A 13,063-nucleotide genomic window follows, 5' to 3' on the forward strand; every position below is an offset into this window, starting at 1 on the left:
CTATGCCCAAAAACGGTGCGCCCCCGATATAACTGTGAATAGCACCCGGAGTAGATGGGAAGTGCTATGGCGAGCTTCGACCCGGGCCGAGTGGAGATCGCCCACTGGGTGATCAATGAGATTCCCAAGAGCTTCAAGAGGCAAGAGGGAACACCGCCGACCCTGAGCGAGGCGCTGTCGCCCTATGACGTCGACGTCGCTCGATTCTTCGAGCGCAAGATCAGCGAAAGCTTTGGGCGCTCCAAGCACGAGATACAAGCGATTCCGGGCCGCGCAACGCCCGAGTCGGTCTTGGCTCGGCTTCGCTACGAACGGGGCATCATCGAGCTCTCCGTCGACCTCGGTGGTCGACTGCACGACTCTCAATCGGGCGCGATGTCGGGGGGACTGCTGGTAGTGACAGAGGGCACTCACGCCGGAAATCCCATCCTGGCGGTGCTCAAGCTGGAAAAGGAAGAAGGCGCTCGGGCGGCAACCGCTCAGGTGGAAGGCAAGAGCACCTACAGCGTCGAGTACATGCGCGATCTGTTTCTCACCGGTCGCACTCGAGTCTTCAAAGTTGCGGTCTTCGCTCTTGATGACGATGCGTCCTCCCTCGTCGGATGGGTCTGCGATCCTCAGTCGAAAGGCACGGACGTCGCCGACTTCTTCCTAGAGACGTTCCTCGAGTGCGAACTGACGAACGACCCGAAGGTCGCGACGCGTCAGTTCCACGCTGAGGCCGAGAAGTTCATCAACGATCATGTCGACGACCCGGAGAAGAAGTCCCGCTACGAAACCGCGGTCATCGCTGAACTCAACCGCCACGATGCCGAGGTGCGCCTGCGGCCGTTTGCGGAAGGCAACCTCGACGTCGAGGACCGCGGCGCGTTCGTTCAAGCGATGCGCGATGCGGGCGTCGCACCGTCATTCGTCAAGGACATCGACCTCATCCGCTCGCGAATCAGACGGATGCAATACGAGTTCGAAGCGGGCGTGAAAGTCAGCTATCCCGCCGACACCCCGGAGGGCGTCGTGACCGTAACTGGCAGGGACGACGGGCGAACGGAACTGCTAGTCGTCGACGAGCTCAAGAATCTGCACAGCCGCGCATGAGCGTGATCGCTGACGCACGCGCACGCTTCGTCGCGGAGCGGCCCGCGTTCGTCACCTTGGCCGAGCGGGTCGCAGATGCCATCAAGAAGAGAACGCGAAGCGAAGGCATCGCTTGCTCCGTGAGCGGGCGAGCGAAGGAAGTCTCTAGCTTCGTCGGCAAAGCCCTGCGCAAGAACTACAGCGACCCATGGACCGAGATCACTGACAAGGTTGGCGTCCGGGTGACGCTGGATGATCCGAGCGATCTCGGGCGCGTCGTCGAACTGATCAACAGCGACTACGAAGTCGTGGAGTACCAAGACAAGACCCACACGCTCTGGGAGGCTGACAAGATCGGCTACGGCGGCGTTCACCTCCAGGTCGTTATCCGCGACGGCGCCGATGTCGTAGGTGAGTGCGAAATTCAAGTTAGGAGCGCCGCGCAGAACCTTTGGTCGGAAATGTCCCACCGGTTGCTCTACAAGCCCGGGGTGGAGCCCGACGACGACACCAAGCGCGCGCTCACCCGTCTGGCAGCGCTCATGGAGATCTTTGACGAGGAGGTGTCACGGCGCGTGAAACAGATGACAGCAGCGCCCGGTTATCGAATTGAGGAACTCATCAACCTCGCCGAGAGCGAGTTCTACAGGTTCTCCGACAACACCTACGACCGACCGCTCAGCCGATATGTGATTTCCGAGATCGGCCCCACCCTTCCGAGTGAGCAGGCGCATCAGTACGCGGCTCAGTTGCACGCGTTCGTCGCTGACCACCAGGACAAGCTGACCGACATCTTCCGCCGCTACGCAGACGTGAGCACGGTCGTCTTAATCCACCAACCCGAGTCGATGATCATCTTCGAACGCATTGCGAGCGATCCCTTCACCTTGCGAGAAGTGTGGGGACGCCAACTGCCCTCAGATGAGCTTGACCAGCTCCAAGCGATCTGGGGTGACTGAGGATCATGCGGAGGTCGGCAGTCGAAAGATGAACGCCGACCGCACCTTCGGCGACCGCATCGGGGCGGCACTCCGATCTGCGCCGGCGCTTACGCTTCCGCCCGACCTGGTCGAGTCATGTATCGACTCAGGGCAGGCCTCCGCCCAGCTTGCGGAGTCGCAGTTCCGCTCGGCATTCCAACGCTCGCTAGAAGCGATCCCGCGGCGGACGAGGGCGGGCGGCCTGAATGGCGTAACCGGCCACATCTCAGAGTCGGTCGCGGAGTTAATTCTGGTCGAGGCTGGATGGAGTCCGGTCGAACACTTCGTTGGCCCGTTCTCCGGAGGCCATGGGATCGATTTGGCGCTGCTCTCCCCAAGCCTCGAGCATCTCGTCGTCGTCGAGGTGAAGGGCACACTGCAGCCCAGCCGGTGGCCCAGACTCACTCGCGGCGAGATCGACCAGATGTCCCTCGAGTGGCTCTCGGCGCCCGGTAATGCCGGGATGCGAAGCTTGGGCCTCGACGGGACCGCCGTAAGCGGTGTGGTGCTCCTGTTTCAATTCGCTCGCAGGCAGTGGAAAGGCGTTCTGACCGCCGACTTCGAGGCGGTTCTGCCCCTCTCAAACCTCCGAGAACTAGCTGACTTCCCAGCTCTCTAGCTCGCGCGCGATCTGGAGCGCGGTCAGTCTGCGCCCGCGCGAAAATCAAACACCCGGCGCGCCCCCAGCACGCACGATGAGGTTCCACTCCTCGATCCGAGCAATGAGCATGTTGCTCAGCTCGCGGGCGGTCGTCGAGTGCAAAAAGTGCCGCACGCCATGGATCGTGACCTCAATGCACTCGTCTTTGTCGTCGCCGGTCAACGCCACCGCGACGTGGCCATTGGGCGAGTTCTGGGGTACTGGCGGCTCGTGCGTCTCCCGAACGAGCGTCCGAGCTGGCTTCTGCCCCTCTATGACTCATCGCTTATCTCCGATCTCTTTGCCGACCATCACGATGATGCCGCGTCGGATAGCCCGCGGCCACAACGGCGTCATAGTGGCATCGTGAGCCAATTTGAAGAACATCTCGCGAGGATCCAGGACATCGCCGCTCGCGCACGAGAGTTCCGAGCCAACGACGCCTCCAATCCGAAGACCTTCTCCAAGACGGTCGTTGAAGACCTTGGCGCGCTTGCAGAGGCCGTTGCGGATCTCATCGCGCGAGCTGAGATCTGAACGCCCGTAAGCGACCGCGGCCCGCGCTCACCGGCCCGAGTCCGGCCGGCGTCTAGGCGTCTATTCGCCTCAGCGGGTAGCGACCGCCCGTGTTTGCTGCCGCGTAGAGGCAGAAGCCCACCGAAACGAACTCGGGGACTGTGCAGCCAAGCAGCTGTTCATCCCAGGCTTCGCTCATGACTCAGGCGAGTAGCGCTCCGGGAACGGGGTATCCGCATATAGCGCAATTGCTCGGGCCCATTCCTTCAGACTCAATCGCTGGTACGGCCATTTCTGGTAGAGGAACCGCCCGACCAACTGAAGCGCGAAGTCAGGGTCGCCGGGCGTGCCGGTCAAGAAGCTCGTCTTCACGATGTCGTCAAAGCGCGTCGCCACACCATGCAAATCGAGATCGTCGAGCAGTCCCGTTCTGAGGCGGCAGTGACCGCGCTGGGCGCGAGTGAGGATCGGACGATGGGCTCAATTCACTGATCAGGAGAAAAATTGCGTGCAAGAAATGTAGGCGGGATTGCAGCGAATGCCACATGGAATCTCTGACCCTGCTAATCGGCCATCGGTTCGGGGTGGACCGATCCGTTGTCGCTGTCGACCTGCAGAGCCGTCCTTCCTGGACATCGGAGCCGAGCCTGCTGAGTCGAACCCTAGACTTCGCCATAGGGGATGAAAGTGAGCAGGCGTGGGTGTCATCGACGACTTCGTAAGCGAGTACGAGCGCCAATTCGACTTCTGGGATGCGTCGGCGCGCATGGCCCGCGGCCTGTTAGAGGCCGCGCTCGCGAGCTCGGGCCTGCGCGCCATAGTTACCAGTCGTGCCAAGTCCGTTGATCGTCTGGCCGACAAGCTGCACGCCCGCAATCGCGAGAAGCCGTACACGTCTGTTGCTCAGATCCGAGAAGACATCGCTGACCTCGCTGGAGTTCGGGTGGCGCTGTACTTCCCCGGGCAGATGGACGAGGCGGAACGAGTCATCCGAGCAACGCTTGATGTGCGGCATGACAAGCGCTTCCCACCCGATGCGGCTTCAGCCGGCCCGAGGGTGGGTACACCTCAGACTGTCACGGCCATAGGTGAGCAGCCACCCGCGCCCGGTGCGTTGGTTCATCTGCAGCGATTCTCCGGCTATGGCGCCCGGCATTTCCGTGCCCTCATTCCCGACTCGCGTCTAAGCGCAGGACAAGATCGATACGCGTCAGCTCTCGTTGAGGTCCAGGTGGCTTCAGTGCTTATGCATGCGTGGTCCGAGGTCGAGCATGACCTGGTATATAAGCCGCTGGAGGGCGAGCTGTCATCGTCGGAGTACGCACTTCTCGACCAGCTCAACGGACTCGTCCTCGCTGGTGAGATCGCACTTGAGCAGCTTCAGAAGGCTGGGGACGCGAGAGTCACGATCGCGGCGACGCCGTTCCGCAACCATTACGAACTAGCTGAGTTCCTCCGCTCTCGGCTATCAGCTCGAGATGTGGATCTCACGGACGCGACCCTAGGCCAAGTTGACGTGCTCTTCGACTACCTCGCTGAACAACACTCCGCAACCGCGTCCTCTGTCGAGCCCTATCTTGATCTGCTCGAGCGGGATTTCGAGCACCGACCAGTCGGCGCTCAACTTGCGGATCTGATGCTGTCCGGGAACGAGTCGCACTACAACGCGTATCTACGAGCTGTGTCAACTTCGCGTCATCCGTCGAGTCGTCGACGCACGACTGTCGCAAGTTTGAAGGATGACGCGCCACAGACACTGGCACTCGGCGAGTTCGTCACGGAGTGGGTGCTACTGGAGGTGTTGCTGAAAGACGTCGCGCAATCAGACGACCCAAGGCTGCCGCCGTTGCCAGTGCTGTTTCGGCAGCTTGTGACGCGAGAACTGATCACGCCCGAGCAGCACGCAGAGTTGACCATCATGCGCGAATTGCGCAACCGAGTCGTTCACGGGAAGGGGGTGGACGTCCCTCCAGAGCAGTTGAGGGAAGCGGCAGCGTGGTTGCGCGACCTGAGGCTAGCGATCGAGCGTAATGCTGACGGAGACTAATCGACCGCCAGGCGTTGCCGACGGCACCCTACACTCGCGCCCAGCCGATCGCGTCGAGGAGGTCGAGGTTCCGCTGCTCGAGGTCATTCGGCAGCATCGAGAAATCTCCTCTCCGTTGCCGCTTCGACAAGTGGCCGGCTAACGGAATCGCCGACCGCTCCTCGGATGGCCTCGACCAGTTGCCGCACGCGGTACCTCACCATGTGGTCCGAGCCGGTCGTACTCCGGATCCGCTCGGCGAAGAAAGCAACGAGCTCAGGGCCATGGGCGGCGAGGACGCCCTCCGGGAACTCCTTGTTGAAGGACCATTCGCCGAGGCCGATGCTGTGCCCGCCGAGAAGCGTCGCTGCGGCTGGGACGAACTCGCCGACGACAGGAACGACGTCCGCCCAACGTGCAAGTTCCTCGGCCGACGCGACCCGCGGCTGGCCGCCGAGGCGGCGTTCCAAGTGCTTGCCGAGCCACCGACGCCATACCTCGGCCCCGTCGACGCCGTCTTCACGGAGGAATCGGGCGACCGCTTCAGCGAAGCCGGCGGCATGCGAACCACCTGACGCGAGCACTGTCTGATCAAGCAGGCGCCTCCGATCGGTACTCGTGATGCCTGCGTATGACACCACAGAGGTGATGAACCCCAGGAAGATGTGATGCAGCGTCTTGTCTGGCAACTCATCGAGACGGCTGAGCTCGGCGACCAAGCTGTCGAACAGGCCGGCTGCGAGGATCCGGTCATTCCACCGGGGATGGTGCAGGAAGGGGTTCCATCCAAAGGCGTGTCGCTGCGGATCGTTGAAGAGCGGAAGCAGGTGCGCCGTCGCGAAGTCTGCGTCTGCGGCGAAGTAGAAGAACAACTCTCCGGCAAGTGCGGGCTGAGTGGCGTCCAGTGCATCGTTGTTGCCGTTCAGCAGCGCGATGAGCGCTTCCGACTCCTCGTCGCTGAGTCCAGCCCACTCCTCGCGCGAGTGTCGCCAGCGACGGTCGACCTCACTGTTCCAGTACTGGGCCAGGAACCCCGGCCACGAGTTCAGGTAAAGTGGCGCGAACGATAGGGGGGTCGAGTCTTCTCGGTGCGTGAATCCTGAGCCCTGCTCACGCCAGAGTTCTTGCGCCAGTTCACGCATAGATGCGAGTACCGGCGATTCATCTTCGTCGATCTGCTGTCGAATCTGATCGAGCAGGAAACGCCCGATGGCGCGGGCGGAATCCCTGTCCGACAGCAGCGCATTCAGGCGCTGGACGGCTCCGAGTCCCGAATCTCCGAGGGCGGCCTTTCCCCAGCCTTCAGCGATCGCACGCCATAGGTCGACCTGCTTCTCGTCAAGGTCGTCACGACCGAAGACGGCGTCCCAGAGCTGCACGCCAAGGTCCGGGCGTCGCTCAGCGGCCTGCTGCACGAGCCCGAGCGCATCTCGCCACTCGGGCTGATCGAAGTGGCGTTCGGAGTAGTCATGGGAGAGCAGGTCACCGAGTGCAGCGCTCACGTTCTGAACGAGCGCCTGGATGAGCTCCTCGAGGTCCATTGGCGGCGTCCCACCCCAGGTTCCGCTTGTCATCCAGGCGTCGAAGTCGGGATGCTCTCGCACCCCGAAGCCGGGGTTTTCAGCTTGGATTGCGTCGAACGCGGTTTGGGCCTCAGCCCAGTCAGGGCCGGCCTGCGTTAGCCATGCGAGCAAGTTGTACTTCGCGTATGCAAAGTGGCGGTCGCGATCGGGAATCTCTTCGGGGTAGTCGGGTCCAGCGGCGGCGGCGTCCAAGACCCGTTGCTTGAGGGGCGGCGTCGCAGTACCGATCGCGGCGGCGAGTACCTGATAGGTCTCATGCTTCAGATCGTCTGCATAGAGCCCAGTGCGATCGAGGAGCCATGAGAGCTTGTCGTCCGCACTCCGTTCCGGATCGTCGGCCACCAGATGCAGGGCCAGGCGCTGCATGAGTGCTCGGTTGAGGTTCCACCATCGATTTGGCAGGTCCGGCCAGACGGACAGCGCTTTGATCCCGTATTCGCGGAGGCCGTCGATGACTGCGTCGAGCGGCTCGCGCAGTTCGTCCTGGGCGTGTGGCTCGATCGCAGATCGGTGGTGCGCGAGGGGGTCCCAGCCTCGCTCGCCGTGATAGGCGTCGAGCAGGTCGTAAGCGGCGACAACGGCCTCTTCGAGGACACCACCGAGAGAGCGATCCCCAGGGTTGGATGCCTGAACGACGAGCAAGACATGCTGGGTCAGCGCGTAGTCCTTCGAGTTCCAGGTGACCTTCGCATCGGGATGGACCGTGCGCTCCTTGGACTCCTCGACGAACCAGCGCCGCTCCAGCTTGAGGAACGGGCGCAGCGCCGTCCGCAGCACCGCCATGCTGGGTGCCGCCGCATCGGGAAGGAACGGCATGAGAAAGTCGGTTCCGAGCGGGGCCGACTGTCCATAGATCGACGTGGCGAGGAGTGCTTGCCACCGTTCTCCGGCAGACGCATCCTGCTTGCTCAGCTCGGTGGCGACCCAGGTGGCGGTCCGATAGAGCGAAGGCGTCATCGACTGCCCGAGTCGCTGCATGGCCTGGAGGGCCGCGCCGTTCAGCGTCGTCGACTCGATGAAGGTCCTTGCGAACCAGTTGCCTAGGATCGCGGTGGCGTCCGGCACATCGGGGGGTGAGAACAGGGCTCTGAACTCAGGGAGGTCCTCCAGCCATGTGAGCCACTCGAGTTTGGCTTCGTCGGGAAGGGAGCCAGTCGCAATTGCGAAGTCCCGGGCGCCGTCGGTGGTCCGGAGACGCGCATGGAGGTAGTCGCGGTCGGGCAGTGGCAGTGCGGTTCCACCGCCGATGATCGCCTGCACGCGCGACTGGTGATCGGTCTGCCCCATCTTGGCTCGATCCGCCCAGGCGGTGAGCGCCGCCACGAGCGCCTGATGATCGCGACCGACGACCGGGTAGGTGATCGGCTGGATCCCCAGGTAGCCCCACTTGCTGTTCGACGGGTCGCTCGTGAACGCGAACCGTTTAGAGACCGCGCCCTTGCCGCTCGACGGCAGCCCGAGCGCGAGGTATCGCATGATCACGTCGTCGTGGCTGTAGCCGATGAACACCACGGTGAATCGATTGAACATCGGGAGGAGGAACCGTGCGGCCCACGCGTCGGTGATGTACGCGTGGCCGAAGTCACGGTCCGTGAGGATCATCTCCTCCTTCGGGCGCCGTACTGAACCATGCAGGTGGACGAGCCCAGCGAAGTCACCCCCAAGTGGCAACGCCGGGGCGTACCAGGTGTCCGGGACCATGATCGACCCGCCGCCGGCAGCAGAAGCAAGGTGATCGTCGTAGTTGGTGGTCACCACGCGGAATGCACCTCGGATTCCCGCGAGCTCCACGATCGCACTGTGGAGCGGATTGAATCTCGACTTCGGATTGGAAATCAGGGTATGTGCGTGGGCATGCGCGTCAAATCCCTGCGGCAGCGACTCCAGCTGCCCAATGAAGAAATCCAGCCCACCACGTTTCGAGAAGGGGTGCGACGCCAATCGAGCAAGCTTCTTCGCGAGGCTGTCAAAAAGGGGAAGGTTCGAAGGCTTGCCCAGCGAAGCCCCCGCACCGACGAAGAATACGAGCTCGCCGCGCTCATGCGCATCGAGGATCTCGTCGGGCAGCTCGACGTCGCCGGTAATCCACATCAGGCCCCGACCTCGGTATCGCCGTTCAACACGTCCACCGGCGCGCCTCGAGGACGCCGTGGAAGACCTCGAAACAACTCACCGGGGCAGGCATGGCCCATGCGCCATGCAGTAGTCCGGACGAACGCCACGTCGTCTCCTCGTGCCCTCTAGCTGAGCGCTCCGGTGTCGCTCACTGGCAACAAGTCTCCCGCAGCCAGCAACGATGGGGTCTGCTGCACGGATAGGTGACATCTGATCTGGCTTGCCCGGTGGGGTTGGCCTGGAAGGATGCCATCGTGCCCAAGCCTTACCCGCAGGAGTTCCGCGACGACGTTGTCCGTGTCGCTCGGAATCGTGAGCCGGGAGTGACGATCGAGCAAATCGCCGCCGACTTCGGTGTCCACCCGATGACGTTGACGAAGTGGATGCGCCGCGCCGCCGTCGAAGACGGGGAACGTCCCGGAACCACGCGTGCCGAGTCCGACGAGGTCCGCGAGCTCCGGCGGCGGAACCGGCTCCTCGAGCAGGAAGTCGAGGTGCTCCGACGCGCCGCGGCGTATCTGTCTCAGGCGAACCTGCCGGGAAAAGGCTTTACCCGCTCGTGAGCGAGCTCGCCGCGGACGGGATCCCCGTCGCGGTGACGTGCCGGGTGTTGCAGCTTGCTCGTCAGCCCTACTACCGGTGGTTGGCGGACCCGATCCCGCGAAGCGAGGTGGTGCGGGCGTATCGGGCGAACGCGTTGTTCGATGCGCATCGGGATGATCCCGAGTTCGGGTACCGGCTCCTCGTCGACGAGGCCCGGGATGTTGGCGAACCGATGGCGGACCGGACCGCGTGGACGATCGCGTCGGACAACGGCTGGTGGAGCGTGTTCGGGAAGAAGCGTGGCAGAACCGGGAAGAAGCCCGGCCCCGCGGTCCACGACGACCTCTGCACCATGACCGACGACCACGGCCGGACCCGGCACGTGTTCACAGCCGAGGCGCCGAACCGGCTGTGGTTGACCGACATCACCGAGCACACCACCGGTGAGGGCAAGATCTACCTCTGCGCGGTCAAGGACGCCTGCTCCGGACGCATCGTGGGGTACTCAATCGACTCCCGAATGAAGTCGCAGCTGGCCGTGACTGCGTTGGAGAACGCGGTCCGGATGCGCGGCGACGTGTCCGGGTGCATCCTGCATTCCGATAGAGGATCGCAGGGCGAATTCAATTGGTCGTCGCAACACCTCGATCTGGAGGTGTTTTGTGGTCCGTCGACAGCACGCAGCGGACCGGGCGGTTCGTCCGAAGCTCCGGTCGCCGGGGCATCCGAAGTTCCAGCGGGCGATTGAGGCAGCGTTTTGGGCGCAGATCGCGAAGGGGCTACTCGCCGAGGAAGCGGCGCTGGTTATTGGCGTGGCGCCGGCGGTCGCGGCGCGGTGGTTCCGCCACGCTGGCGGGATGGCGCCCTTCGACATCACCCAGCAGCCGTCGGGCCGCTACCTCTCGTTCGCTGAGCGCGAGGAGATCGCACTGCTGAACGTGCAGGGCAAGGGCGTGCGCGAGATCGCCCGCACCGTTGGTCGTGACGCTGGGACGATCTCCCGGGAGCTGCGACGCAACGCGGCCACGCGGGGCGGCAGGCCGGAGTATCGGGCGTCGGTGGCGCAATGGAAAGCGGACATGGTCGCGAAGCGGCCGAAGACCGCGAAGCTGGTCGCGAATCCGCGGTTGCGCGCGTATGTCGAGGATCGTCTTGCGGGGAAGATCACCCGTCCCGACGGGACGGTCGTCACCGGGCCCGAGCCGCCACGTTTCACCGGCCGCGGCAAGCCGCACCGGAAAGACCGGGGCTGGTCATGGGCATGGAGTCCGGAGCAGATCTCCCACCGGTTGCCGCTGGACTTCCCGGATGATGAGTCCATGCGCATCAGCCACGAGGCGATCTACCAATCGCTCTACATCGAGGGCCGAGGCGCACTCAAACGCGAGCTGGTGTGGTGCCTGCGGACCGGGCGGCCGCTGCGGGCGCCACGGGAACGGTCGCGGCGCAAGACCTGGGCGCATGTCACTCCCGAGACGCTCATCAGCGAACGGCCCGCGGAAGCCGAAGACCGGGCTGTTCCCGGTCATTGGGAATCTCAATGCTGTTGTCAAGCCGTGAGAGCGGCCTGAAGCGGTGGTGCGGCGAGTGGTTCTCGGTAACTGGTTAGGTCTCGCAGCATGGCCCAGATGACGTTGATGCGGCGCCTTGCGAGGGCGAGCAGGGCTTGCTTGTGGGATTTGCCCTCGGCGCGTTTCCGGTCGTAGAAGGTGCGTGAGGCCGGGCTGTTCTTCAAGCTCGAGAGCGCCGCGAGGTAGCAGGTGCGCAGCAGGCGCCGGTTGAAGCGCCGGGGCCGGTGGAGATTGCCGCTAATGCGGCCGGAGTCGCGTGGCGCGGGTGCGAGGCCCGCCACGCTGGCCAGCCGATCCGGGCTCTGGAATGCGTCCAGGCTTCCGCCGATGTTCGCGATGAAGGTAGCGGCCAGGATGGGTCCGAAGCCGGGCATGCTCTCCAGCAGTTCGGCGTACTCGTGCCAGCGCGAAGTCTCCAGGATCTGCTGGTCGAGCTCGGAGAGCTTGGCGTCGATCACGGTGATCTCTTCGGCCATGATCGCGACCAGCGCGGAGGCGGTGGTCTCAGTAGGCATCGTGGTGTGCTGTGCCTGCGCAGCCGCAAGGGCTTTGGCTGCGACCGCGGCGGCCCCGCGCACTCCGCGCTTCTTCAGCCATGCGGCCAAGCGCGGCTGGCCGATGCGCCGCAGCTGGGGAGCGGTCTGGTATCCGGAGAGGAGCATCAGGGCGCCTTTGCTCTTGGAATAGTCGAAGGCGCGCTCCAAAGCGGGAAAGTACTCCAGCATGGTTGCCCGCAGCCGGTTGATCGCTCGCACCCGGTCGTAGATCAGGTCTGTGCGGCGCGAGGTGAGGAGGCGCAGATCGATGCTGATCTGCTCGGCGCTCATGACCGGCTGCAGATCAGTGCGCATCCGCGCCTGGTCGGCGATGATGCGCGCGTCCTTCGCGTCCGTCTTCCCATCACCGCGATAGGTCGCGGCCGCGTGGTGCACGATCCGCCCGGGAATGTATAGGACCTGCAGTCCGTGAGCGTGCAGCAGCGCGAGGAGAAGCGCAGAGCCGCCCGCATTCAAGTCCGTCGCCCATGTGACCTCGCCACCGGCAGCGAGCTCATCGATCTCACTGATCAGCTCGAGCAGCGGCTCCTCGTCATTGGGTAGCCGCCGGGAGAGCAGCGTAGCCCCGGTCTCGTCGATCACGACGCAGTGGTGCTCGCGTTTTCCTGCGTCAACTCCCGCCCAGATAGCCGGCATGTGTCAATCCTTCCAATCAGCAGACAAATTCGCAGCCCGACCGACAACCGCCCCGGCACGTCCTTACGCAGCGATCACATCGCGAGTCTCAATCAGCAGTCGGGTCATCGAACGGGCAGCGGGCGGCCATTCCCAGTAAGCCGTCCATGCGGCAAGGAGACTTGGGCCATACCCGCCGCCCGAGGGCGATCGGAACACTACGACAGCCCCGCAAACCACCCTCACCAACAACGTAAGGAAGGCGACTTGATCATCGGGCTGGAGCGTTCCGCGGTGGGCACCGTCGTCGAACGCACGACCAGGTTCACGCTGCTGGTCCACCTGCCGCGGGAGGAGGGATACCGGCACAAAGCGACGCCGAAGAACGGGCCAGCATTGGCCGGTTACGGCGCGATCACGATGAAGAACGCGCTGGCGAACAGCATGGCGGCGCTGCCCGCGCAGCTGACTCGTTCGCTGACATGGGACCGCGGCAAGGAAATGTCCGCGCACGCTAAGTTCCGCGTCGAGACCGGCATCCCCGTGTTCTTCGCTGACCCACAGTCGCCCTGGCAGCGCGGCACGAACGAGAACACCAACGGGCTCCTGCGGCAGTACTTCCCGAAAGGCACGGATCTGTCGCGCTGGTCCGCGGAGGACATCGACGCCGTCGCGCACGCGCTCAACACCCGACCACGCAAAACGCTCGGCTGGAGAACCCCGGCTGAAGCACTCAACGAGCAGCTACTGTTGCTCCAACAACCCGGTGTTGCAACGACCAGTTGAACCTGGTCAGTTCCGCGCCATGATTCGGCCTGGGTTCCGTTCCGATTGAAGAGTCAG

Annotated in this window: 10 protein-coding genes and 2 pseudogenes; 9 read left to right on the forward strand and 3 right to left on the reverse strand. The window is 63.8% G+C overall.

What is annotated here, in order from left to right; all coding sequences use genetic code 11:
• The first annotated feature begins 66 nt into the window (after window positions 1-66).
• From CAM01S_RS02690 to CAM01S_RS02700, 3 genes are read left to right on the forward strand one after another with little or no spacing between them, the layout of a single operon-like run.
• Window positions 67-1,095 carry a nucleoid-associated protein gene (locus CAM01S_RS02690; RefSeq protein WP_066515969.1) on the forward strand — a complete coding sequence of 343 codons (1,029 nt, stop codon included), beginning with the start codon at window positions 67-69 and terminating at the stop codon, window positions 1,093-1,095.
• On the forward strand, window positions 1,092-2,033 hold the full coding sequence (locus CAM01S_RS02695) for a GTP pyrophosphokinase (protein WP_066515971.1): 942 nt from the start codon (window positions 1,092-1,094) through the stop codon (window positions 2,031-2,033). The genes CAM01S_RS02690 and CAM01S_RS02695 overlap by 4 nt, the downstream gene beginning before the upstream one ends.
• Window positions 2,026-2,673, forward strand: a complete 648-nt coding sequence (locus tag CAM01S_RS02700; RefSeq protein WP_157071360.1) for a hypothetical protein — start codon at window positions 2,026-2,028, stop codon at window positions 2,671-2,673. The genes CAM01S_RS02695 and CAM01S_RS02700 overlap by 8 nt, the downstream gene beginning before the upstream one ends.
• Before the next feature lie 45 nt (window positions 2,674-2,718).
• On the opposite strand, the gene CAM01S_RS14510 is transcribed toward CAM01S_RS02700, so the two are convergent.
• Window positions 2,719-2,883, reverse strand: a complete 165-nt coding sequence (locus tag CAM01S_RS14510) for a hypothetical protein (RefSeq protein WP_157071361.1) — start codon at window positions 2,881-2,883, stop codon at window positions 2,719-2,721.
• 177 nt (window positions 2,884-3,060) lie between these two features.
• Between CAM01S_RS14510 and CAM01S_RS14515 the strand changes: the two genes are divergently transcribed.
• Window positions 3,061-3,231 (forward strand): hypothetical protein, encoded by a 171-nt coding sequence (locus CAM01S_RS14515; RefSeq protein WP_157071362.1) that lies wholly within the window; start codon window positions 3,061-3,063, stop codon window positions 3,229-3,231.
• 676 nt (window positions 3,232-3,907) lie between these two features.
• On the forward strand, window positions 3,908-5,257 hold the full coding sequence (locus CAM01S_RS02715; protein WP_066515993.1) for a RelA/SpoT-related domain-containing protein: 1,350 nt from the start codon (window positions 3,908-3,910) through the stop codon (window positions 5,255-5,257).
• 83 nt (window positions 5,258-5,340) lie between these two features.
• On the opposite strand, the gene CAM01S_RS02720 is transcribed toward CAM01S_RS02715, so the two are convergent.
• Window positions 5,341-8,910, reverse strand: a complete 3,570-nt coding sequence (locus CAM01S_RS02720; RefSeq protein WP_066515996.1) for an SIR2 family protein — start codon at window positions 8,908-8,910, stop codon at window positions 5,341-5,343.
• 278 nt (window positions 8,911-9,188) lie between these two features.
• Here CAM01S_RS02720 and CAM01S_RS14930 point away from each other — a divergent pair, with 278 nt between their 5' ends.
• From CAM01S_RS14930 to CAM01S_RS02735, 3 genes and pseudogenes are all read left to right on the forward strand, one after another.
• Complete coding sequence (locus CAM01S_RS14930) at window positions 9,189-9,497, forward strand: IS3 family transposase (RefSeq protein ID WP_066516750.1); 309 nt, start codon at window positions 9,189-9,191, stop codon at window positions 9,495-9,497.
• Window positions 9,494-10,225, forward strand: a complete 732-nt coding sequence (locus tag CAM01S_RS14790; protein WP_169795814.1) for a DDE-type integrase/transposase/recombinase — start codon at window positions 9,494-9,496, stop codon at window positions 10,223-10,225. Before CAM01S_RS14930 ends, CAM01S_RS14790 begins: the two co-directional genes overlap by 4 nt.
• Window positions 10,140-11,045: pseudogene (locus CAM01S_RS02735) on the forward strand (transposase); the annotation flags it as partial. The gene CAM01S_RS14790 and the pseudogene CAM01S_RS02735, both read left to right, overlap by 86 nt.
• On the opposite strand, the gene CAM01S_RS02740 reads toward CAM01S_RS02735, so the two are convergent.
• Window positions 11,027-12,241 (reverse strand): IS110 family RNA-guided transposase, encoded by a 1,215-nt coding sequence (locus tag CAM01S_RS02740; RefSeq protein ID WP_066515997.1) that lies wholly within the window; start codon window positions 12,239-12,241, stop codon window positions 11,027-11,029. The pseudogene CAM01S_RS02735 and the gene CAM01S_RS02740 overlap by 19 nt on opposite strands.
• 237 nt (window positions 12,242-12,478) lie before the next feature.
• Between CAM01S_RS02740 and CAM01S_RS02745 the strand changes: the two are divergent.
• Window positions 12,479-13,006 (forward strand): annotated as a pseudogene (locus tag CAM01S_RS02745) (IS30 family transposase); the annotation flags it as partial.
• Window positions 13,007-13,063: the final 57 nt, after the last annotated feature.

This window comes from Curtobacterium ammoniigenes NBRC 101786 (assembly GCF_001571045.1).
Taxonomy (GTDB): Bacteria; Actinomycetota; Actinomycetes; order Actinomycetales; family Microbacteriaceae; genus Curtobacterium; species Curtobacterium ammoniigenes.

Coding starts and splice junctions, on each gene's coding strand:
- CAM01S_RS02690 (WP_066515969.1), top strand. CDS start 67: ATGGCGAGCTTCGACCCGGGCCGAGTGGAGATCGCCCACTGGGTGATC.
- CAM01S_RS02720 (WP_066515996.1), bottom strand. CDS start 8,910: ATGTGGATTACCGGCGACGTCGAGCTGCCCGACGAGATCCTCGATGCG.
- CAM01S_RS02740 (WP_066515997.1), bottom strand. CDS start 12,241: ATGCCGGCTATCTGGGCGGGAGTTGACGCAGGAAAACGCGAGCACCAC.
- CAM01S_RS02695 (WP_066515971.1), top strand. CDS start 1,092: ATGAGCGTGATCGCTGACGCACGCGCACGCTTCGTCGCGGAGCGGCCC.